Genomic DNA, 23858 nt, shown 5'->3' on the forward strand with positions numbered 1-23858 from the left:
TTCTCCTTGCTGAAATAATTATGCTTCGTCGCTGAACCAACAAATGTTACGTGCTGCCATGATTAACTCACCAGCACGAGTTTCTGTTAGATCTTCAATATCTGACAGCTCGTCAACACCTTGGTCTGCAAGGTCTTCTAGTGTAATTACACCTTTAGCTGCAAGTTTAAACGCTAATTCACGCTCTAAACCTTCAAGTGCAAGTAGGTCTTCTGCTGGTTCGATGCCATCAAGAGACTCTTCTTGCGCTAATGCAAGTGTTGTTAACGCTTCTTTAGCACGTGTACGAAGAAGATCAACGGTTTCTTCATCTAGAGCTTCAACTTCAAGTAGTTCGTTTACAGGTACGTAAGCGATCTCTTCAAGTGTTGTGAAGCCTTCTTCAACTAATAGTTGAGCAAAATCTTCATCAATATCTAAATGCTTAACAAATGCATCAATAGAGCCTTGAGCTTCTTCTTGGTGCTTTTTATTAAGATCAGCAACTGTCATTACGTTAAGTTCCCAACCAGTCAGTTGAGATGCTAGACGTACGTTTTGACCACTACGGCCAATTGCTTGTGCTAGGTTATCAGCTTCAACAGCGATATCCATAGTGTTGTTATCTTCATCTACAATGATAGAAGCAACTTCTGCTGGAGCCATCGCATTGATAACGAATTGTGCTGGGTTATCATCCCAAAGCACGATATCAATACGCTCGCCGCCAAGCTCACCAGATACAGCTTGTACACGTGCGCCACGCATACCAACACACGCACCAACAGGATCGATACGCTTGTCGTTTGTTTTCACTGCGATTTTAGCACGAGAACCTGGATCACGAGCTGCACCTTTTAATTCAATTAGCTCTTCGCCAATTTCAGGCACTTCTACGCGGAATAGTTCAGTAAGCATTACGCCTTTTGAACGCGTCATGAATAGTTGGAAACCACGAGCTTCTGGTTTAACTGCATATAGCAGACCACGAACACGGTCACCTGGACGGAAGTTTTCACGTGGAAGTTGGTCTTCACGTAAAATTACCGCTTCAGCGTTGTTACCAAGATCAACGATGATTGCATCACGGTTTACTTTTTTAACGATACCAGTGATTAGCTCACCTTCGTTATCAATAAACTGCTCAACGATCATTGCGCGCTCAGCTTCACGTACTTTTTGTACGATAACTTGTTTTGCAGTTTGAGTCGTAATACGGTCAAATGTTACTGAATCGATATCATCTTCAATGTAACCACCGATTTCGATAGTTTCATCTTCAAACTGTGCTGCTTCAATAGAAATTTCAAGCGTTGGATGCTCAACTTTTTCTACTGCAACCCAACGACGGAATGTTTCGAAGTCACCTGTTTTGCGATCGATCGCAACACGTACTTCAATTTCCATTTCAGATTTTTTCTTTGTTGCTGTTGCTAGCGCGATTTCTAATGCTTCAAAAATTCGCTCACGAGGAACAGCTTTTTCATTTGATACTGCTTCTACAACAGCTAAGATTTCTTTGTTCATTTTAGCCTCTTCAAGCCTTAAAATTTAGGAACTAAGTTCGCCTTTGAAATGTTGCTTAACGCAAATTCTTCATTGTTACCATCAACTGTAACCGTAACAATTTCACCGTTAATGTCTAGGATGTCACCTTTCCATTTACGACGGTTATTCATCGGCATCTTTAATACAAGGCTGACCTCGTGACCAACAAATTGTTGATAATGTGCTGCTTTAAACAGTGGACGTTCAAGACCTGGAGAGGAAACCTCTAGGTTATATGCTACTGTAATTGGATCTTCTACATCCATTACTGCACTGATTTGACGACTGGCTTCTGCGCAGTCCTCCACAAAGATGCCATTTTCATGGTCGATAAATACACGTAGCGTTGAGTGTTCACCCGCACGAATAAATTCTAAACCGACCAATTCATAACCTAAAGCACCAACAGGAGCCTCAAGCATTTCTGTTAGTTGTCTTTCTAATCCTGTCATTGATATCCCCTGAAAACAAAAAAAGGGCTCTAGGCCCAATTCTTTAAAAAACAGTCTGTTTCAGATAGCAAAAAACCCCGATAATTGCGGGGTTTAGTACTGCTGGACCCTGAATGCCACTTGCGTGACTTATCTAATAAGAGCAATTACTTTTACTAGATAATTGGTTGCGGGAGCCGGATTTGAACCGACGACCTTCGGGTTATGAGCCCGACGAGCTACCAAGCTGCTCCATCCCGCGTCCGAAAAGAACAAAGAAAGTATAGTTTCTTTATGCTTTTATTACAAGAATCAGATTCTTGTCTGAATATGGTGCCGAGAGAGGGACTTGAACCCTCACACCATAAGGCACTAGCACCTCATGCTAGCGTGTCTACCAATTTCACCATCTCGGCTAAATTCTTTTAAAGAGGTACGTCGCTGTTTTCAGTAGCAGGAACGTCGCTCGTATTATCAATTACTTGCTCTGTAGCTTGTTGATCTAATTTAAGATCAAAACCTTCAGATTTATGCGTAGACATATTGCCTAGCGCTAAACTGATAATGAAAAATACTGTTGCACAAATTGCAGTCATTCGGGTTAAAAAGTTTCCAGAGCCACCAGAGCCAAATACTGTATTTGATGCTCCAGCCCCAAATGAAGCTCCCATATCTGCGCCTTTACCGTGTTGTACCAATACTAGGCCAATTACACCGACTGCGGCAATCAGATAAATCACAAGTAGAATCGTATGCATTCCGTCACCCATGTATCTAATTAATGTACCGGTAGCCTATTGGCAACACCAGCGCCCTCTCAACTAAGAGGCCGAGGGATATTAACCAAACTAGGCTACTATGACAAGTTAAAATTAACAAAAAACGTTCAATTTCATTTAATTGCTCAAATTAACAGCTTTCTTTTACTGCATCCGCAATTTGCAGCGCATATTGCTGAACAAGCTCAGCGTTTTCACCTTCAACCATAACGCGGATTAAAGGTTCTGTTCCTGATTTACGTAATAATACTCGACCGTTATCACCTAATTTTGATTCTACATCAGCTTGAGCGGCTTTAACTGCATCAGAATCAAGAGGATTACTATCTCCAGTAAAACGAATATTTTCCAATACTTGTGGGAACATTGTCATGCCACTGCATAATTCTTTTAATGACATTTTACTGCCAACAATCGATGCAATCACCTGAAGTGCAGCAACAATTGCATCTCCAGTTGTTACTTTATCAAGAAGGATAACGTGTCCTGAGTTTTCTGCACCAATAAGCCAATTATTCTCAAGCAGTTTTTCCATCACATAACGGTCACCAACATTAGAACGAACGAATGGGATACCTAAATTACGTAACGCCACTTCCATTCCCATATTGGTCATCAAAGTACCAACAACACCGCCTTTTAATTCACCACGACGTAACGCATCACGAGCAATAATGTAAGCAATTTGGTCGCCATCGACTTTTTCACCAAGCTCATCAACCATGATGATACGGTCACCATCACCATCAAAAGCAACACCAAAATCTGCTTTCTCTTCTAATACTTTAGCTTGTAAGGCTCGTACATCTGTCGCCCCTACCTCATGGTTAATATTGGTGCCATTTGGCTCACAACCAATCGTAATGATCTCTGCGCCAAGCTCTTTAAATACGTTCGGGGCGATATGATACGTTGCGCCATGAGCACAATCGATAACCATTTTAACACCCGCTAAGCTCAGCTCTTTAGGGAAAGTACTTTTACAAAACTCAATATAACGGCCAGCAGCATCGTTCAGACGAGATGCTTTACCTAGCAAAGCAGATTCAACACATGTCATTGGCTTATCAAGTTCAGCTTCAATGGCCATTTCAATATCATCTGGTAATTTCGTTCCTTCAGATGAGAAAAATTTGATCCCGTTGTCATAATATGGGTTATGAGATGCAGAAATAACAATACCCGCTTCAGCACGGAAGGTTTGAGTAAGGTAAGCCACAGCTGGTGTCGGCATTGGCCCAGTAAATTTCGCTTGTAACCCTGCTGCCGCCAAACCAGCCTCTAAAGCAGATTCAAGCATATAACCAGAAATACGAGTATCTTTACCGATAATGACTTTTTTTGTGCCTTGCTTAGCTAAAACTTGCCCAGCAGCCCAGCCAAGTTTCATAACAAAATCTGGGGTAATAGGCGCTTGGCCAACCAGACCACGAACCCCATCGGTTCCAAAATATTTACGCTCAGCCATGTTGTACTCCATGTTTTAATTTTAATAATTTGTTTGATTGATTACTAACGAGCACTCTGCTCTAACGTTGCCTGACATACTTTTACGATATCCATCGTTTGCTCAAAGTCATGAACACGGATAATTTGTGCGCCCTTCATTGCTGCAATAGTGGCACACGCCAAGCTACCAGACACCGCATTTTGCGGCTCTGTATTTAGTAATTTAAAAATCATTGATTTACGAGACATCCCAGCCAAAATAGGAAAACCTAATTGGTGAAAACGCTCTAATTCAGCAAGCAGTTGGTAATTATGCGCTAAGGTTTTACCAAATCCAAATCCAGGATCAAGAATTAACTTATCTTTTGCGATACCAACCGATTGGCATGTTGATACTCTTTCCTCAAGAAAGCGAGATACATCAGCCAATAGGTCATCATAGGTAGGATTAGATTGCATGGTTCTAGGTTGACCTTGCATGTGCATCAAACACACTGGAACGTTTGTTTTTGCTGCTATTTCTAACGCATTCGGTTCTTGCAGTGCACGCACATCATTAATTAAATCAGCCCCTGCATTGACCGCTTCATCCATCACAATCGCTTTACTTGTATCAATTGAAATCCAAGTATCAAAACGTTGATTTATCGCTTCAATAATAGGAATAACACGATCCAACTCTTGCTGAAGGCCCACATCAGGAGCCCCTGGTCTTGTCGACTCACCACCAATATCAATAAAGCTGACACCTGAATTTACCATTTTTTCAGCTTGCTTTAGCGCTGCGTCTAAATGAGTAAATTTACCGCCATCAGAAAAAGAGTCAGGCGTTACATTAAGAATGCCCATTACATGTGAGCGATCTAATAATAACGTTTTCTCTTTGCTAACCAATTTCATGATCAGTCCTTTTAAATACAAAAACCCCGAGCATAACTCGGGGTTTAATTTATCTTACTTCATCTTATTTTTCAGATGATTCAGAATCGTTTTTTGTATCATCAGTTGGAGTTGGTTGCTCTTTTGTTTCTTCAACCTTCTCTTCTGCTTTTGATTCTGTTTGTTCTTTTTCTACTGGCGCTTCAGCTTTTGCTTGAGGCTGTGGGTTATTATCACCCCAACCTTGCGGTTCACGAATATCAGCTTTACGATCCATTAAGTCATCAATCTGACCTGCATCAATGGTTTCAAACTTCATTAACGCATCTTTCATTGAGTGCATGATATCCATGTTATCTTCAAGGATCTGTCTTGCACGTGCATAGTTGCGATCAATGATAGTACGGATTTCAGCATCAATCAGTTGCAGTGTTTCTGGAGAAACGTGCTTAGCGTGATGAGAACCACCGTGACCAGAGAACGGGTCGCCTTGATCTTCTGCATAAAGTAGAGGACCTAGAGCATCAGAGAAGCCCCATTGCGTTACCATTTTACGAGCAATATCAGTGGCACGTTCAATATCGTTCGATGCACCTGTTGATACTTTATCAACACCGTAAATCAATTCTTCAGCCAAACGACCACCATATAGACTCGAAATCATCGATTCTAAATGTTGACGGTTCATACTGATACGATCTTGCTCAGGCAGATACATAGTCACACCCAACGCACGACCGCGTGGAATGATAGATACTTTGTACACTGGATCATGTTCAGGAACTAAGCGACCAACAATCGCGTGGCCTGCTTCATGGTATGCTGTTGATTCTTTTGTTTCTTCAGACATCACCATTGATTTACGCTCTGCGCCCATCATGATTTTATCTTTGGCTAATTCAAACTCAACCATTGAAACAACACGCTTATTACCACGAGCAGCAAACAATGCCGCTTCGTTCACTAAGTTAGCCAGATCAGCACCAGAGAACCCTGGAGTACCACGAGCAATCAATGATGGTTCAACACCTGCACCTAGAGGTACTTTACGCATATGAACTTGAAGTATTTGCTCACGTCCACGAATATCAGGTAGACCTACAACAACTTGACGGTCAAAACGGCCAGGACGAAGCAGTGCAGCATCTAGAACATCAGGACGGTTAGTTGCAGCAACAACGATAATACCTTCGTTACCTTCAAAACCATCCATCTCTACAAGCATTTGGTTTAATGTTTGCTCACGCTCATCATTACCACCACCAACACCTGCGCCACGCTGACGACCTACAGCATCGATTTCATCGATAAAGATAATACAAGGTGATGATTTTTTCGCTTGTTCAAACATGTCACGCACACGAGATGCACCAACACCAACAAACATTTCAACAAAATCAGAACCAGAAATTGAGAAGAATGGTACTTTCGCTTCACCAGCAATCGCTTTAGCAATCAATGTTTTACCCGTACCAGGAGGACCAACTAATAGAACACCTGTTGGGATTTTACCACCTAGCTTTTGGAAACGACTTGGTTCACGTAAGTAATCAACCAATTCTTTAACGTCTTCTTTTGCTTCATCACAACCAGCAACATCATCAAAGGTGGTTTTGATCTGCTCTTCAGTCATCATCTTAGCTTTGCTTTTACCAAAGGACATTGCCCCTTTGCCGCCGCCGCCTTGCATTTGACGCATGAAGAAGATCCAAACACCAATCAGAAGAATCATTGGGAACCACGAAATAAAGATAGACTCAAGTAAGCTCTGCTCTTCTGGTGGTGTGCCCTTAACGATTACGTTTTGGTTAATAAGATCATCAAGCAATTTAGGATCTTGGAATACAGGCATGTAAGTTACATAACGAGTACCGTCACGCTTCATTACCTTTATTTCACGATTGTTAAAAGTTGCTTCTTGTACCTGACTATTCCCAACTTCTTTAACAAAAGTAGTGTAGTCAATCGAACGACCAGAGCTATCACTCGGCCCAAAGCTTTGGAATACTGACATCAAAACGACAGCAATAACCAGCCATAATATTAGATTTTTTGCCATGTCACTCAAGGTGTTAACCCCGCGTTAACTAAATAGATGAAAGATAGAGTACTACAGTTTATATCCTGTAGCTACAACGTAAAACTTATCCTTTGTAACCAGTGGCTACAATATACACTTCACGAGAACGTGCACGTGATGAATCTGGTTTTCTAATCTTAACGACCTTGAACATATTACGTACTTCTTGTAAGTACTGATCAAAGCCTTCGCCTTGGAACACTTTTACTGTAAAACTGCCATTTGGAGCCAATACTTGACGGCACATATCTAACGCTAACTCAACAAGATACATTGCTCTTGGTTGGTCAACAGCTAGGTTACCACTCATATTTGGAGCCATATCTGACATTACTACATCTACCATATCTGGTTGTATGCGTTCAAGCAATGCGTCTAGTACTGCTTCTTCCCTAAAGTCCCCCTGCAAAAAGCTTACGCCAGCGATTGAATCCATTGCCAAAATATCACACGCAATAACTTGACCAGAATCACCCACTTGCTCAACCGCGTATTGTGACCACCCACCAGGGGCAGCACCGAGGTCAACCACTGTCATACCTGGCTTTAATAGCTTGTCTTTATTTTGAATTTCTTCAATCTTAAAAATAGCACGAGAACGATAGCCTCTTTTTTGCGCTTCAAGAACGTATTTATCATCAAAGTGTTCTTTTAACCAGCGGCCAGAGCTTGCTGAAAGTTTATTCTTACTCATGCATTACCTAAAAATACTTAATTTAAATTAGAAGACTGAAACAAAAAATAGTCTTCCGGAATAGATGGCGTTAGAATAGGCTGTTTTCAACCCTTAATATAGAAAAAATCGGGTATATATGAACCTAAGCACAAAACAGAAGCAACACCTTAAAGGCCTTGCTCACAATTTAAAACCCGTTGTAATGATGGGTTCAAATGGTCTTACTGAAGCTGTAGTAGCTGAAATTGAGATTGCGCTTAATCACCACGAGCTAATCAAAGTTAAAATCGCTTCTGAAGATCGTGACACTAAGCAATTGATTGTTGACGCAATCATTCGTGAAACTGAAGCTGAAAAAGTACAAGTTATCGGTAAGACACTTGTTCTATTCCGCGCTAGCGAAGCTCGTAAAATCGAGATCCCTAGAAAATAATTTCTACATTAATGTTGTAAGAAATTAAAAAGGCCGTCCTAGTTTTCTTATTGAAGATAGCTACGCGGCCTTTATATTATCTATAACAGTAACTCTTAAATATAGTCAACTGCTTCGATTTCAAATTCTTTTGTACCGCCAGGTGTTTGAATGTTCACTTCATCCCCTGCCATTTTGCCAATAAGACCACGAGCAATTGGAGAATTTACTGAAATTCGACCTTCTTTAATGTTTGCTTCATCATCAGCAACAATCTGGTACTTCACTTCATCATCAGTATTCACATCAATCAATGTAACTGTAGTACCGAAAATAATCTTGCCAGTGTTGACCATTTTAGTAACGTCAATCACATGAGCAACTGATAACTTATATTCGATATCACGAATTTGCGCTTCACAAATACCTTGTTCTTCACGAGCAGCGTGATATTCAGCATTCTCTTTTAAGTCACCAAGCTCACGAGCTTCACCAATCGCTTTTGAAATCAAAGGGCGACGCTTTAATAATACTTCCAGTTCATCACGCAGTAGCTTCTCGCCACGTACCGTCATTGGTACCTTATCCATATTTTCTACCTCTAAAGCTGAAATTACAAATTCAGCAAATAAAAATCCCACCAAAGATAACTTTACCGGTGAACCTTCACCAACAAGTTATTTATCTTCAGTGTTTCTGTCTAAATTTAATTTCCTCTAGTGTAAACAAAGAAATGGCTTTTATCACCTATTCTGTTGTTTGTTTTCTAATATTTGTTTTTACCTCGACAGTAACATTAATAAGAAGTTCGTCTCAAATAACAAAACAAGCACAAAAAACAAGGCCAGATAAAATACAAAATGCGATCGCTGTCACGTAATTTTTATAGGTAAAACTAAAAAAAACATAAAACATAAAACATCCTATAGTTCACTTTATAGACAAACTTTCTACAAAAACGATAACCAACTGAAAAATAACGATCTAAATCACAAAAAAATAATTAAAAACAGTGTGCAATTGCAGTTTTTAGATTGTTTTACTAACCTTTTTATCGCGTTAACCCTGAAAATAAACCTATTGAAACGGTGAAGTAAGTGATAACTATTCTTAAACATAAGAAGCTATCTATTACTGACTTCACTTAAAATGGACATAATCTCCTCCACCCTTATAGGAATTAGAATAATGATGAACAAATCAGTATTAGCTCTAGCAGTAGCAGCAATTACGTCAGCTAGCGCAGTAAATGCAGCAGAAATCTACAAAGGCGCAGACCAAACTCTAGAAATGGGCGGCCGTGCTGAAGCTCGTCTATCTATGAAAGATGGTGACGTAGCTGATAACACTCGTATCCGTTTAAACGTTAAAGGTACAACTCAAATTTCTGACGGCCTATACGGTGTGGGTTTCTGGGAAGGCGAATTCACAACAGCTGAAAATGGCGGTGTTGACGGTAATTCTAACCTTGATTCTCGTTATGCATATGCAGGAATGGGCGGTAACTTCGGTGAAGTAACTTACGGTAAAAACGATGGCGCACTAGGTGTTATCACTGACTTTACCGATATCATGGCATACGCTGGCAACTCAGCTGCAATGAAAATTGCTGTAGCTGACCGCACAGATAACAACCTTGGCTACAAAGGCACATTTGGTGACTTTTCTGTAAAAGCTAACTACCGTTTTGCTGACCGTTATGAAACAAATCCTGAAAATAGTCCAATATTACCTACGAACAAATATAAAGATAATGGCGAAGACGGTTTTGCACTATCTGGTATCTACGCATTTGGTGACTCAGGCTTCAAACTAGGTGGCGGTTACGCAGACCAAGCAGATCAAAATGAAATGATGGTTGCGGGTTCTTACACTATGGGTGACCTATACTTCGCTGGTACATTCACAAATGGTGAATTAGATAAGAAAGATGGCGATTACACAGGTTATGAAGCAGCTGTAGCTTACACTATGGGCAAAACAGTATTTACTTCTACGTATAACAACGCAGAAACAAATGATGAAACATCAGCTGATAACTTTGCTGTAGATGCAACGTACTTCTTTAACGCAAACTTCCGTACGTACATCTCTTACAACTTCAACCTAATCAGCCAAGGCGATAAGCTTGGTACAGTGGGTTCTTCAACTACTCGCGCTTCTGATGTAGACGCAGAAAACGAACTAGCTCTAGGTATGCGTTACGACTTCTAATCAGCCCTAACTCTTACTTAAATAAAGCGCTCACCTCGGTGGGCGTTTTTTCTTTGTGATATTCCATTAATTTTTTCTTATTCATTACACATCATGATCAACAGACGTTAAGATATCTCATTATTTTCAAATTGAGCTCATCATGTTTTTTTCTCGTTACACCCTTATCGCACTCAGTCTTATTTCTTTTTCAAGTATTGCTGATATTAAAGAGACACTTTCTTCTCTCCCATCAGGTAGCAGAACCGCTATTACTGTCGAAAATCTACAATCAAATAAAATAGAGTTTCAACAAAAGCAAGATGAACTGCTGCCACCCGCGAGTACCTTAAAAATTGCCACCGCATTAGCCGCTCGATTAGCACTAGGAAAAGAGTTCTCTTTTGAAACCTCTTTATATAAAGCAGATAAAGACATCGTGCTGACTTTCACAGGTGATCCATCTTTATCACGTAAGCAACTCTCTTCTCTGTTTGATGAAGGTGATATCAAAACCATTCAAGGCGATTTATGGATCGACGGCACCATTTTCACTGGTTATGAGCGAGCGGTAGGTTGGCCATGGGATATTCTAGGCGTGTGTTATAGCGCACCATCGAGTGCATTGAGCATTGATGAGAACTGTGTGCAAGCGTCTATCACCACTCATGATGATGGAAGTACCAGAGTCTTTGTTCCTATTCATCAACCTATCTCTTTTTCTAGCTATGCTAAAAGTGTGAGCAAAGAAGAGCAAAAATCGACTTTCTGTGATTTAGAGCTAACCACGCAAGGTAACCATTACGAATTAAACGGCTGTCTAGTCAAACGTAATAATCCTTTACCTCTTAAATTTGCCGTTCAAGATACTCAAGATTTTACGCAGAAAACCATCTCTAAGATCCTAGCAGAGCATAATATTACACTTAATGGTGAAGTGCGTTTTGGAAAACCAGATTCCCCTCTTCTTACTGACAATAAATTAGCGATACACCACTCAAAGCCATTGATGGAATTGTTGGATCATATGCTTAAAAAGTCTGATAACCATTACGCTGATAACTTAACTAAGATGTTAGGTCATTTAAACTACCAGCAACCGGGTAGCTTCACCAATGGCACTGCGGCAATTAAAGATATCTTACTAAAACAAGCGAATATTGATTTAAGCAATGCGGTACTGGTTGATGGTTCAGGCTTATCCCGTAATAACCGTATGACAGCAAATCAGATGAAATCAATCCTGCAATATCTCTATAAATACGATAAAGAATTAGGCTTGATTGACCTATTACCAACATCAGGCATTGATGGCACCTTAAAGTATCGTAATAGCATGCGTAAAGAGCCCATTAAAGGCAGCATGAAATCGAAAAGCGGCTCACTGTTTGGTAGTTATAATATGGCAGGGTTTGTGGGTTTAGAGAATCAAGCACCTCAGCTGTTTGTTCAATTTGTTGCAGATTATCACCCTGTTGCAGCAAAAGAAGGCGCAACACCAGTTGAGCGCCCTATTGATACCTTTGAGAAAAGCTTTTACCAAGAGTTAATCGAACTCTCAAAAGATTAGGGTTTTATACCAATCGATATAATACCAATCTACATAAGTATTTGATCATTCTTGCTTGCTAGAAAAGACAAATGAAAAATCCCGAAGAACTCGCATTCTTCGGGATTTTTATTATTAGTTAGCTAATATATTTCGTAACTAACATTATAATTAAGCGTATTTAGCAGCCACTTTTGCGTGAAGCTCTTGAACCGAATTAACCGTTTTACGGTCATCCGCTTCATGCGCTAGACAGCTAGCAAATGCTGCATTTAGCGTTGTTGTGTAGTTCACTTTCTCAGCCAATGCACCACGACGCAATACTTTAGAATCTTCAATCGCTTGACGACCTGCTGCAGTATTTACGATGTAGGTGTACTCGCCATTCTTGATACGGTCAAGAATATGAGGGCGGCCTTCGTGTACCTTGTTCACTAGACGAGGGTTAATACCCGCTTCGCCAAGAATAACCGCAGTACCGTGAGTTGCATCCAGTTGGTAACCCAATTTAACAAGATGTTTTGCTAAGTCTACAACACGCTTCTTGTCGCCTTCACGAACAGAAAGTAATGCACGACCACCTTCTGGGTATTCTTTACTACAACCAAGTTCTGCTTTCGCAAATGCTTCTGCAAACGTTGCACCAACACCCATCACTTCACCCGTTGAGCGCATTTCAGGGCCTAACAGTGGATCAACACCAGGGAACTTGTTGAACGGTAAAACCACTTCTTTAACTGAGTAGTATGGTGGGATAATCTCTTTCGTAAAGCCTTGAGACTCTAACGATTGACCCGCCATTACTCGTGCAGCAATCTTCGCAATTGGCGCACCTGTTGCTTTAGATACGAATGGAACCGTACGAGCAGCACGCGGGTTAACTTCGATTAAATATACGTTATTATCTTTAACGGCAAACTGTGTATTCATTAAGCCACGAACACCTAGCTCGAATGCCAGCTTACGAACTTGATCACGCATCACATCTTGAATTTCTTCGCTTAACGTATAAGCAGGAAGAGAACACGCAGAGTCACCAGAGTGAACACCCGCTTGTTCGATATGCTCCATGATACCAGCGATAACCACTTGCTCACCGTCACAAATTGCATCTACATCAACTTCGATTGCATCATCTAAGAAGCTATCAAGAAGTACTGGAGATTCATTTGAAACGCTAACCGCTTCATTGAAGTAACGACGCAAGTCTTGCTCGTCATAGACGATTTCCATCGCACGACCACCAAGAACATAAGAAGGGCGTACAACTAATGGGAAGCCAATTTCTTTCGATTTCTCAATTGCTTGCTCCATTGTTGTTACGGTTGCATTTTCTGGTTGTAGAAGCTCTAGGCGGTCTACTGCAACTTGGAAACGCTCACGGTCTTCTGCACGGTCGATAGCATCAGGGCTTGTACCAATGATTGGAACACCTGCCGCTTCTAGAGCACGCGCCAATTTAAGTGGCGTTTGACCACCGTATTGAACAATCACACCTTTTGGCTTTTCAACACGAGCAATCGCTAGTACATCTTCCAGAGTTACTGGTTCGAAGTATAGACGGTCAGACGTATCATAATCGGTAGAAACGGTCTCAGGGTTACAGTTAACCATGATAGTTTCGTAACCATCTTCACGAAGTGCTAATGAGGCGTGTACACAACAGTAGTCAAACTCAATACCTTGGCCGATACGGTTTGGACCGCCACCTAAGATCATGATCTTATCTTTGTCTGTTGGGTTTGCTTCACACTCTTCATCATAAGATGAGTACATGTAAGCCGTATCTGATGAGAACTCAGCAGCACACGTATCGACACGCTTGTAGACAGGGTGAATATCATGCTGGTCACGTAGACGGCGGATTTCACTTTCACCCACACCTAATAGTTTAGATAAACGCGCATCCGCAAAACCTTTACGTTTTAGTTTACGTAACATGTCTGCATTTAAGCTAGCGAAACCGCCAGCTTTAACTTCTGCTTCCATCTTCACTAGATCTTCGATTTGAACTAGGAACCAACGGTCAACATTTGTTAGGTTGAATACACCATCCACTGACATACCAGCACGGAATGCATCAGCGATGTACCAAATACGCTCAGCACCTGCATCTTTTAGTTCATGGCGAATTTTAGTTAATGCATCAGGCGCATCAAGATCAACCATTTCATCAAAGCCTGTCGCGCCAACTTCTAGGCCACGCAATGCTTTTTGTAGCGATTCTTGTTGGTTACGGCCGATAGCCATTACTTCGCCAACCGATTTCATTTGAGTGGTAAGACGGTCGTTAGCACCTGCAAATTTTTCGAAGTTAAAACGAGGGATCTTAGTAACAACGTAATCAATTGTTGGTTCAAATGACGCAGGCGTTGCACCACCTGTAATGTCATTCATTAGCTCGTCAAGCGTAAAGCCAATAGCTAATTTTGCTGCAATTTTTGCAATAGGGAAACCCGTTGCTTTAGATGCAAGTGCAGATGAACGAGATACACGTGGGTTCATTTCAATGATAACCATACGGCCATCTTTCGGGTTAATACCAAACTGTACGTTTGACCCCCCCGTTTCAACACCAATCTCACGCAGTACAGCTAGAGAAGCATTACGCATTAATTGGTATTCTTTATCTGTTAGTGTTTGTGCAGGCGCTACCGTTATTGAGTCACCCGTGTGAATGCCCATCGCGTCAAAGTTTTCAATCGCACATACGATAATACAGTTGTCGTTCTTATCTCGAACCACTTCCATCTCGTATTCTTTCCAACCGATAAGAGATTCATCGATGAGAAGTTCATTGGTTGGAGAAAGATCCAAACCACGGCGACAAATTTCATCAAACTCTTCTTTGTTATAAGCGATACCACCACCGGTACCCCCCATCGTAAATGATGGACGAATGATACAAGGGAAGCCTACCATCTCTAGTACTTTGTAAGCTTCTTCCATTGTTTTTGCCGTATCAGCCGTTGGACACTCAAGGCCAATTGACTTCATTGCTTTATCGAAACGTGAACGGTCTTCTGCTTTATCGATAGCATCCGCTGTTGCACCGATCATCTCAACACCGAACTCAGCAAGCACGCCGTGCTTTTCTAAATCAAGCGCACAGTTCAATGCTGTTTGGCCACCCATTGTAGGTAGCACTGCATCTGGACGCTCTTTTTCGATAATGTTACGAACCACTTCCCAATGGATAGGCTCAATGTATGTTGCATCAGCCATGTCTGGGTCAGTCATGATTGTTGCAGGGTTAGAGTTCACAAGAATAACGCGGTAGCCTTCTTCACGAAGTGCTTTACACGCTTGTGCACCAGAGTAGTCAAATTCACATGCTTGGCCGATTACGATTGGGCCTGCACCTAGAATTAGAACGCTTTTAATGTCAGTACGTTTTGGCATCTTATTACTACTCCGAATTAAGCTTTATTTGTCTTGTCTGAAATAGACTGCTGAATCAATTCAATGAAATGGTCAAACAATGGCGCGGCATCGTGTGGACCCGGGCTTGCTTCAGGGTGACCTTGGAAGCTAAATGCAGGCTTATCTGTACGATGAATGCCTTGCAACGTACCATCAAATAATGATTTGTGCGTTGCACGCAAGTTCGCAGGAAGTGTTTCTTCATCCGCAGCAAAACCGTGGTTCTGTGCAGTGATCATAACCACATCACGATCTAAGTCTTTAACTGGATGGTTTGCACCGTGGTGACCAAACTTCATTTTTACGGTTTGAGCGCCTGATGCTAAAGCAAGAATTTGATGGCCAAGACAGATACCAAAGATTGGTAACCCTTTTTCTAAGAACACTTTCGTAGCTTCAATTGCGTAAGTACATGGCGCAGGGTCACCAGGGCCATTTGATAGAAATACACCATCTGGATTCATTGCTAACACGTCTTCTGCTGAAGTTTGTGCAGGAACAACCGTTAGGCGACAACCGCGGTCTACTAACATACGTAGGATGTTACGTTTAGCGCCGAAATCGTAAGCCACAACGTGGAATGGTAATTCACTGTCTGCTTTTTCTTCTGGCAAACCGCCTGTCAATGTCCAAGAACCTTGCTTCCATTGGTAAGCTTCAGTCGTTGTTACTTCTTTTGCTAAATCCATGCCTTTAAGACCTGGGAACTCTTTTGCTTGAGCTAGCGCAAATGCTTCATCTAAATTATTGCCCGCGACAATACAACCGTTTTGAGCACCTTTCTCACGTAAGATTCGAGTTAATTTACGCGTATCGATATCAGCAATGCCGACGATATTTTGAGATTTAAGGTATTCAGGAAGAGTTTGTTCACTGCGGAAGTTTGAAGCTAAGAGAGGGAGATCGCGAATCACAAGGCCTTGAGCGTGGATAGAAGAGGATTCTTCGTCTTCGGAATTGATTCCGGTATTGCCAATGTGGGGATAAGTAAGAGTAACGATTTGTTGAGAATAGGAAGGATCAGTGAGAATTTCTTGGTACCCCGTCATCGAGGTATTAAAAACGACTTCACCAACGGCCGAGCCATCTGCTCCAATCGATTGACCGCGGAACACAGTCCCATCTTCTAGGACTAACAGCGCTGATTTACTCAAGACAACCTCCAAACATAATAAGTATTCAGTTTTAATCAATATAATTGCAAAACTGTTTTTTTGAAACCCAAAATACAAACTAAAAGCTCGAATTTTGACAAATTGGCGAAATTTTAGATATATCTGGGATAAGTGTCAATAAAAAACACCAAGATAAATAACTTTTTTAGACAACTCATTACAAAAAACCTACTTTCACAGTAAAAAGGGCATTTATCCAGATCAATATGATGAAAAATCACTACAAAATTAAAATTATGCATATTCAATCTTTTTTCATCATTTAAAATTACTTATAAAAACAAAGCAAACGTTAAACAACAAACAAAACATCGAAAAACAAAAGCCTTAAGCAAAATACTGTAAATAACCAGCAAAAACACAAGAAAAGTAAAGCGCAAATAAAACAACGAATAGAAAACAAAAAATTTACACAACCCAGAAAACTCAGTAATACAGAGAACTAGCAGTGAATAAACAGTGATTAATTTGCATTTGATTTGGTTCAGTTAAAAAAAAGCCCAAATCAATAATGATTCGGGCTTAATATAATCGTTATAGCTGATCTAGCTCTAAAACATCGTGCATGGTATAGAAACCAGGAGACTTTTGATGTAGCCAATGGGAGGCTCTCACCGCACCATTTGCAAACGTCATTCTATCCGTTGCTTTATGTGTTATTTCAACACGTTCGCCAATATCAGCAAACATAGCCGTATGTTCGCCTACAATATCTCCGGCTCGAATCGTTGCAAATCCAATCTCGTCTTTGCTTCTTTCACCAGTAATACCTTCACGAGCATATACAGCAACATCTTCAAGTTTATTACCCATAGCACCCGCAATAGCTTCCCCCATGCCAATGGCTGTACCTGAGGGTGCGTCGACTTTATAACGGTGATGCGCTTCTACAATTTCAATGTCACAATAATCACCCATCACTTTTGCTGCCTTTTCTAACAGCTTGAAGACAAGGTTAACACCAACACTGTAGTTAGGAGCCATAACAATAGGGATATCTTTTGAAGCTTGATCGATAAGCGCTTTACCTGGCTCACTAAAGCCGGTTGTGCCGATAACAATGGCTTTTTTGTGCTCTTGACACAGTTCGATATTTTTAAGGGTTGAAATTGGAAGTGTAAAATCAATAATCACATCAAAATCATCAACCACTTTTGCTAAATCATCCACAATAGAAAGACCTGATTTTCCTAACCCAGCCATCTCTCCAACATCAACACCAATTAAGCTTGATTCTGGGTGTTCACTTGCTGCTGCAAGAACGGCAAACTGAGAGCCATTCACTGCTTTAATTAAGTTACGGCCCATTCTTCCTGCTGCGCCTGCAATTGCTATTCTTACCATTCTTATTTTTACTCCTTTAAATTCGCTTCCTTGCACTCTATCTCAAATTTTGATTCACAGCACGTGAAGTATTAAGACACAGTTTTAATTTGTAATTCTTTTGGCACTTCAAAGAACATATTTTCTTCACGACCGGTTAGCTCTTCAACCGTCGTACCACCAAACGCTTTTACTTGTTCAATGATTTGGTTAACAAGTTCTTCAGGCGCTGAAGCCCCGGCAGTTACACCAACTTTAGCTTGATTGATTAACCACTCTTCTTTTAAGTCTTCAGGACAATCAATTAAATAGCTTGTTGTGCCTAATTTTTCTGATAATTCACGTAAACGATTTGAATTTGAAGAGTTTTTTGAACCAACGACAATCATTACATCAACCTGACTTGCCATGTCACGTACTGCATCCTGACGGTTTTGGGTTGCATAACAAATATCATCTTTACGAGGGCCTTGGATCTCAGGAAATACTCGACGTAACTCATCAATTACATCAGCGGTTTCATCCACAGACAAGGTAGTTTGGCTAACATAGTGCAAGTTGCTTGGATCCTTAACCATAAGATTAATGACATCACTTGGGGTTTCAACCAAATACATGCCACCTGTCTCATTGGCATATTGCCCCATCGTACCTTCCACTTCAGGGTGACCAGCGTGGCCAATCAACACGACTTCAATATTCTTCTTACTTGCTCGAGCCACTTCCATATGTACTTTTGTTACTAGTGGGCACGTTGCATCAAATACAGTTAATGCGCGCTCTTTTGCTTCTTTACGTACAGCCTGAGAAACGCCATGAGCCGAAAAGATAACGATATTGTCGTCTGGCACTTCACTTAACTCTTCAACAAAAATAGCACCGCGCTGCTTTAAACCCTCAACAACAAAACGATTATGAACCACTTCATGACGAACATAAATTGGGGCTTCATACAATTCAAGTGCACGTTCAACAATGCTAATGGCGCGATCAACACCGGCACAAAATCCACGAGGGTTTGCTAATACTATTTTCATTTTTTATCTCTTTATTGTGTTGGATTAACCAACCGCTACAATCTCTACGTCAAAGATAACATCTTGACCAGCTAATGGGTGATTAAAATCCACAGTAACAGAATCTCCAGCAATCTCTGTGATTATTCCTGGAATGTCCATTCCATCAGGGCCACTAAAGGCCATAATAGTCCCCACTTCAGCTGCCGCATCACCCACAAAACGATTTCTATCCATATGGTGGATATTATCAGGGTTTGGAAGACCAAAAGCATCTTCAGCATTAAGCTCAATACTTTTTGATTGTTCTGACTCTAATCCTAATAAACATTTTTCAAAATTATCACTAAGGCTGCCATCCCCCATAGTGAATTTAGCTGGTTTACCCGAACTGTGTGTACTATCCGCAACAGATCCATCTTTTAATTTTATGGTGAAATGTAGAGTAACTTCACTGTTATTTTCTATTTTCATTATTATCTTTCCTTGAAAAAAAACGCCACTCGACTTCTCGGGCAGCGTTCAATTTATTATATCTAATTAGCCTTATTGCTCTTTTTTACCAGAGCGAAAACCGTCTAAGATGATCAGTCCCGCTCCAATACAAATGGCGGCGTCTGCTAAGTTAAATGCCGGCCAATGGTAGTTACCCCAGAAAAAATCAAGGTAATCAACAACAAAACCATGAACTAAACGATCAAACACATTACCAATCGCACCACCAATAATCAGTGCATAAGCAATATTATTTAGTTTGTCAGTTTGTGGTGCTTTACGCATCCAATAACCCAACAAGCTACACACAGCAATCGCAATGCCAGTAAAGAACCAGCGTTGCCAACCAGCTTGATCACTTAAAAAACTGAATGCTGCACCGTAGTTATGAACATAAAGGAAGTTAAAGAAAGGCAACACTTCAATGCGGTTTGCCCAACCGTAACCCATTTCCTTCATCACAAATAACTTGATGCTGATGTCTGCCATAAAAATGATCCCCGCTAGCCATAGCCAGCGGAGTCCCGATTCTTTAAGCAGCGGTAATGTCTTATTATCGCTAGTCATTATGCAAATTTACGCTCTTCGCCTTCACCGTCAATGTTAGATACACAACGACCACATACTTCTTCGTGACCTTCGATTGTACCTACATCAGCAACATGGTGCCAACAACGCTCACACTTCGCAGCTTCAGAGGCAGCAACATCTACAAATAAACCGTCAAGCTCTGTCGCTTTTGCTGATTCTGTTTTTTCGCTAAGTGATTTAACCGTTGCGCTTGATGTTAGAAGAACAAAACGCAGTTCATCTTCTAATTTATTGATTTTAGAAATCAATTTATCATCAGCGTATAGTGTTACTTCAGCTTGAAGTGCACCACCGATAACTTTCTCACCACGAGCGGCTTCAAGTAATTTATTTACAGAAGCACGAACGGCTTGGATGTCAGTCCAGAATTCATTGTTGAACTCTTCACCTTCAGCAAGATCAAATAGACCTTGGTACCACTCACCGGTGAATACAAATTTCTCACGATCACCTGGCATTTCATTCCAGATTTCATCTGCTGTGAATGACATGATTGGTGCCATCCAACGAACTAGTGCTTCTACAATGTAGTAAAGTGCCGTTTGACAACTACGTTGAGCGTGACCGCTCTTCTTAGCTGTGTATTGGCGATCTTTAATTACGTCTAGGTAGAAAGAACCCATTTCGATTGAACAGAAGTGCATCAAACGCTGAGTTACTTCATGCAGATTGTATTCATCGTAAGATTTGATGATTTCTTGCTGTGCAGCAAATGCACGACCTACTGCCCAACGATCAAGAGCAACCATTTCTTCAGCAGGAACGATATCTGTTTCTGGATTAAAGCCGCTTAGGTTCGCTAAGAAGAAACGAGCTGTATTACGAATACGACGGTATGCGTCAGCTGAACGTTTTAGAATTTCATCAGAAACCGCAACTTCATTAGTGTAATCAGTAGAAGCAACCCATAGACGAAGAATATCTGCGCCTAGTTTGTTTGTTACGTCTTTAGGAGCAACAACGTTACCGATAGATTTAGACATCTTACGGCCGTTACCATCAACCACGAAACCGTGTGTTAGTACTTGGCGGTAAGGTGCTTTGCCTTTCATAGCGACTGATGAGATCAGTGATGATTGGAACCAACCACGGTGTTGATCTGAACCTTCTAGGTAAAGATCTGCACTGTGTGTTCTCTCTTCTTGTGGGAAGTCATATTCTTCACGAGAATCAACTACAGAGAAGTGAGTAACACCAGAGTCAAACCATACATCTAAAGTATCTAATACTTTTTCGTATTTAGCGGCATCGTCTTCACCCATTAGCTCAGCAGCATCTACATCCCACCACGCTTGAATGCCTTTTTCTTCAACTAGTTTCGCTACTTTTTCAATTAGCTCTAGTGAATTAGGGTGTAGTTCAGACGTTTCTTTATGAACGAATAAAGCAATTGGCACACCCCAAGTACGTTGACGAGAAATACACCACTCAGGACGACCTTCGATCATACCTTCGATACGGTTTTGACCCCATTCTGGCATCCACTCAACGCTCTTCACTTCTTCTAACGCTTTTGCACGAAGACCTGCTTGATCCATTGAGATGAACCATTGCGGTGTTGCACGGAAGATGATTGGCGTTTTGTGTCTCCAGCAATGTGGGTAGCTGTGCTCGTACGCATGATGATGCAGTAATGCACCTTTTTCTTTTAGTACTTCAAGAACTGAATCGTTCGCTTTGAATACGTGTTGACCAGCAAATAGCTCAGTATCAGGAAGGTATACACCATTTGATCCTACTGGGTTTGCAATTTCTAAATCGTATTTCTTACCAACCACGAAATCTTCTTGGCCGTGACCAGGAGCGGTATGAACGATACCTGTACCTGAATCTGTCGTTACGTGCTCGCCTAAAATAGCCGGAACCGTAAAGCCATAGAATGGGTGATTAAATTGAAGAAGCTCTAAATCAGACCCTTTTGCAAAACCTAAGTTATGGAAATGCTCGATACCCGCACGATCCATTACCGATTTAGCTAGTTCAGATGCAAGAATTAGACGTTGTGCTTTTTGCTCACCATGGGCTTCAACTTGAACTAATACATACTCAAGATCAGCATTCAATGCTACTGCACGGTTAGCAGGAAGAGTCCAAGGTGTCGTTGTCCAGATAACAACAGATACTTCACCTTCACCTTGATGACCTTCAGGCGTGCTGAATTTTGCTAATGTTGCAGCTTCGTCTGCTGCAATAAAGCGCACATCAATAGATGGAGATACTTTATCTTGGTATTCAACTTCAGCTTCAGCAAGTGCTGAACCACAATCTGTACACCAGTGAACAGGTTTAAAACCTTTAAGTAGGTGACCTTGGTCAGCAATTTTACCCAATGAACGGATGATATTTGCTTCAGTGCCAAAATCCATAGTGCGGTAAGGTTTATCCCACTCGCCCATGATGCCTAAACGTTTGAAGCTCTCTTTTTGACCTTCAACTTGGCCTGCCGCATATTTACGACATTCTTCACGGAACTCAGCAGCAGAGATCTTTTGACCTGGCTTACCTTTTTTCTTTTCTACCATTAATTCAATAGGTAGGCCGTGGCAGTCCCAACCTGGAATGTACGGTGCATCGAAACCTGAAAGTGTTTTCGACTTAATAATAATGTCTTTAAGAATCTTGTTTAGTGCGTGACCAATATGAATGTCACCATTTGCATAAGGAGGACCGTCGTGTAATACGAACGATTTCTTACCTTTTTTCGCTTTACGGATTTCACCGTAAAGATCTTCATCGTACCAACGCTTAAGCATTTCTGGCTCACGATTAGCCAAGTTACCACGCATTGGGAATCCTGTTTCAGGCAGGTTCAAGGTATCTTTATAGTCACTCATTGATTCTTAATTCCGTTACTTGGGCGAAATGAAATGTTATCTATTTTCAGACAGCCACACCCGTGCTGCCTGAGAATCTAATTCTATTTGTTGTTTTAATGCGTCAAATGACTCAAATTTGTGCTCATCACGCAACTTACAAAGTAATTCTACATTCAATTGCTGGCCATATAAATTGGCTTGATAATCAAAAAAATGTACTTCTAGCTGCTGACGAACGCCATTCACCGTTGGGCGATTACCAATATTAGCAACACCACCTAATTGTTTCCCACTCTTGTCTTTAGCTCGAACAACATAAACGCCAGACACAGGTGAAACACAACGCTTTAATGGAATATTTGCTGTAGGAAAACCAATGGTTCTCCCCAACTTTCGACCATGAGAGACACGGCCTGTAATACTGTAATTTCGCCCTAACATAGTGGCGACATCACTTAAGTTATCATTTGCGAGCGCATGACGGATAGCCGTACTGCTTACTCTTTGTTTTTCTAAACAAAAACTTTGTGTATTTACCACTTCAAAACCGTACTTTTTCCCGGCCTCTTGCAGCATGGCGAAATTTCCTTTGCGATGTTTACCAAAGCAAAAATCATCACCAACAACCAGAAATTTAACACCCAATGATCTAACCAACAAGTCTTCGACAAACTCATCAGCGGTTTGTTCTGCAAATTTCTGATTAAAATTAATACACAATAAACGTTCTATTTCTAGTTTTTTAAGCTGAACAAACTTATCTCGTAAACGGGTTAATCGCGCTGGGGCTTTTTCTTTTGCAAAAAACTCCATGGGTTGAGGTTCAAAAGTCATGACAACAGACGGTAAGCCAAGCGCTTTGGCTTTAGACTTAACTTGTTGTAATACTTGCTGATGTCCTAAATGAACACCATCAAAATTACCTATCGTCATTACGCAGCCTTTATGGTCTGGCGTAATATTGTGAATACCTCGGATTAATTCCATTATCTCAATATCAATTTATTTGCTTAAAAAAACTGACGAATTATATACTAATGTGTT

General features: G+C 41.0%; 19 protein-coding genes and 2 tRNA genes. 3 read left to right on the top strand and 18 right to left on the bottom strand.

The window, feature by feature from the left end; all coding sequences use genetic code 11:
* Positions 1–18: 18 nt before the first annotated feature.
* The 9 genes from nusA to rlmE form a co-directional block, all read right to left on the bottom strand.
* Positions 19–1506 carry a transcription termination factor NusA gene (gene nusA / locus PVK70_RS01505; protein ID WP_130044301.1) on the bottom strand — a complete coding sequence of 496 codons (1488 nt, stop codon included), beginning with the start codon at positions 1504–1506 and terminating at the stop codon, positions 19–21.
* A 17-nt stretch (positions 1507–1523) separates the two neighbouring features.
* Positions 1524–1979, bottom strand: coding sequence for a ribosome maturation factor RimP (gene rimP / locus PVK70_RS01510; protein WP_012549404.1), 456 nt, complete (start codon positions 1977–1979; stop codon positions 1524–1526).
* Between the two features lie 164 nt (positions 1980–2143).
* Positions 2144–2220: transfer RNA gene (locus PVK70_RS01515), tRNA-Met, on the bottom strand.
* Positions 2221–2289: 69 nt separating this feature from the next.
* Positions 2290–2374, bottom strand: a tRNA-Leu gene (locus PVK70_RS01520).
* Positions 2375–2383: 9 nt separating this feature from the next.
* Positions 2384–2716 (bottom strand): preprotein translocase subunit SecG, encoded by a 333-nt coding sequence (gene secG / locus PVK70_RS01525; protein WP_130044302.1) that lies wholly within the window; start codon positions 2714–2716, stop codon positions 2384–2386.
* A 151-nt stretch (positions 2717–2867) separates the two neighbouring features.
* Entirely contained in the window at positions 2868–4205 is a 1338-nt protein-coding gene (gene glmM, locus PVK70_RS01530; protein WP_130046866.1) for a phosphoglucosamine mutase, read from the bottom strand.
* 44 nt (positions 4206–4249) lie between these two features.
* Positions 4250–5086: a dihydropteroate synthase gene (folP, locus tag PVK70_RS01535; protein ID WP_130046867.1), complete on the bottom strand. Its 837-nt coding sequence runs from the start codon at positions 5084–5086 to the stop codon at positions 4250–4252.
* A gap of 64 nt (positions 5087–5150) precedes the next feature.
* A complete protein-coding gene (gene ftsH, locus PVK70_RS01540) occupies positions 5151–7124 on the bottom strand; it encodes an ATP-dependent zinc metalloprotease FtsH (RefSeq protein WP_130046868.1) in 1974 nt (657 codons plus the stop codon).
* 85 nt (positions 7125–7209) lie between these two features.
* Positions 7210–7839, bottom strand: coding sequence for a 23S rRNA (uridine(2552)-2'-O)-methyltransferase RlmE (rlmE, locus tag PVK70_RS01545; protein WP_130044306.1), 630 nt, complete (start codon positions 7837–7839; stop codon positions 7210–7212).
* 118 nt (positions 7840–7957) lie between these two features.
* Between rlmE and yhbY the strand changes: the two genes are divergently transcribed.
* The gene (gene yhbY, locus PVK70_RS01550) at positions 7958–8254 is read left to right on the top strand and encodes a ribosome assembly RNA-binding protein YhbY (protein ID WP_105054030.1); all 297 of its coding nucleotides are present in this window, start codon (positions 7958–7960) and stop codon (positions 8252–8254) included.
* A gap of 95 nt (positions 8255–8349) precedes the next feature.
* Here the strand turns inward: yhbY and greA are convergent, their stop codons facing one another.
* Complete coding sequence (gene greA / locus PVK70_RS01555; RefSeq protein ID WP_130046869.1) at positions 8350–8823, bottom strand: transcription elongation factor GreA; 474 nt, start codon at positions 8821–8823, stop codon at positions 8350–8352.
* A gap of 601 nt (positions 8824–9424) precedes the next feature.
* Between greA and PVK70_RS01560 the strand changes: the two genes are divergently transcribed.
* Together PVK70_RS01560 and dacB are read left to right on the top strand one after the other, a co-directional pair.
* A complete protein-coding gene (locus PVK70_RS01560) occupies positions 9425–10447 on the top strand; it encodes a porin (protein ID WP_130046955.1) in 1023 nt (340 codons plus the stop codon).
* A gap of 142 nt (positions 10448–10589) precedes the next feature.
* Entirely contained in the window at positions 10590–11996 is a 1407-nt protein-coding gene (dacB, locus tag PVK70_RS01565; protein ID WP_130046870.1) for a serine-type D-Ala-D-Ala carboxypeptidase, read from the top strand.
* Positions 11997–12146: 150 nt separating this feature from the next.
* On the opposite strand, the gene carB is transcribed toward dacB, so the two are convergent.
* The 8 genes from carB to ribF form a co-directional block, all read right to left on the bottom strand.
* Positions 12147–15377, bottom strand: a complete 3231-nt coding sequence (gene carB, locus PVK70_RS01570) for a carbamoyl-phosphate synthase large subunit (RefSeq protein WP_130046871.1) — start codon at positions 15375–15377, stop codon at positions 12147–12149.
* 17 nt (positions 15378–15394) lie between these two features.
* Entirely contained in the window at positions 15395–16552 is a 1158-nt protein-coding gene (gene carA / locus PVK70_RS01575) for a glutamine-hydrolyzing carbamoyl-phosphate synthase small subunit (protein ID WP_130046872.1), read from the bottom strand.
* Positions 16553–17107: 555 nt separating this feature from the next.
* Positions 17108–17917 carry a 4-hydroxy-tetrahydrodipicolinate reductase gene (gene dapB / locus PVK70_RS01580; RefSeq protein ID WP_130044311.1) on the bottom strand — a complete coding sequence of 270 codons (810 nt, stop codon included), beginning with the start codon at positions 17915–17917 and terminating at the stop codon, positions 17108–17110.
* 71 nt (positions 17918–17988) lie between these two features.
* Positions 17989–18933 carry a 4-hydroxy-3-methylbut-2-enyl diphosphate reductase gene (ispH, locus tag PVK70_RS01585; protein ID WP_130046873.1) on the bottom strand — a complete coding sequence of 315 codons (945 nt, stop codon included), beginning with the start codon at positions 18931–18933 and terminating at the stop codon, positions 17989–17991.
* A 24-nt stretch (positions 18934–18957) separates the two neighbouring features.
* The gene (gene fkpB, locus PVK70_RS01590; protein ID WP_130046874.1) at positions 18958–19386 is read right to left on the bottom strand and encodes an FKBP-type peptidyl-prolyl cis-trans isomerase; all 429 of its coding nucleotides are present in this window, start codon (positions 19384–19386) and stop codon (positions 18958–18960) included.
* 72 nt (positions 19387–19458) lie between these two features.
* Positions 19459–19974, bottom strand: coding sequence for a signal peptidase II (gene lspA / locus PVK70_RS01595; protein WP_130046875.1), 516 nt, complete (start codon positions 19972–19974; stop codon positions 19459–19461).
* Positions 19974–22832: an isoleucine--tRNA ligase gene (ileS, locus tag PVK70_RS01600; protein WP_130046876.1), complete on the bottom strand. Its 2859-nt coding sequence runs from the start codon at positions 22830–22832 to the stop codon at positions 19974–19976. Before ileS ends, lspA begins: the two co-directional genes overlap by 1 nt.
* A gap of 36 nt (positions 22833–22868) precedes the next feature.
* The gene (gene ribF, locus PVK70_RS01605; protein ID WP_130044316.1) at positions 22869–23801 is read right to left on the bottom strand and encodes a bifunctional riboflavin kinase/FAD synthetase; all 933 of its coding nucleotides are present in this window, start codon (positions 23799–23801) and stop codon (positions 22869–22871) included.
* Between the last annotated feature and the right edge of the window lie 57 nt (positions 23802–23858).

The organism is Aliivibrio sp. A6, from assembly GCF_028765505.1.
Taxonomy (GTDB): Bacteria; Pseudomonadota; Gammaproteobacteria; order Enterobacterales; family Vibrionaceae; genus Aliivibrio; species Aliivibrio finisterrensis_A.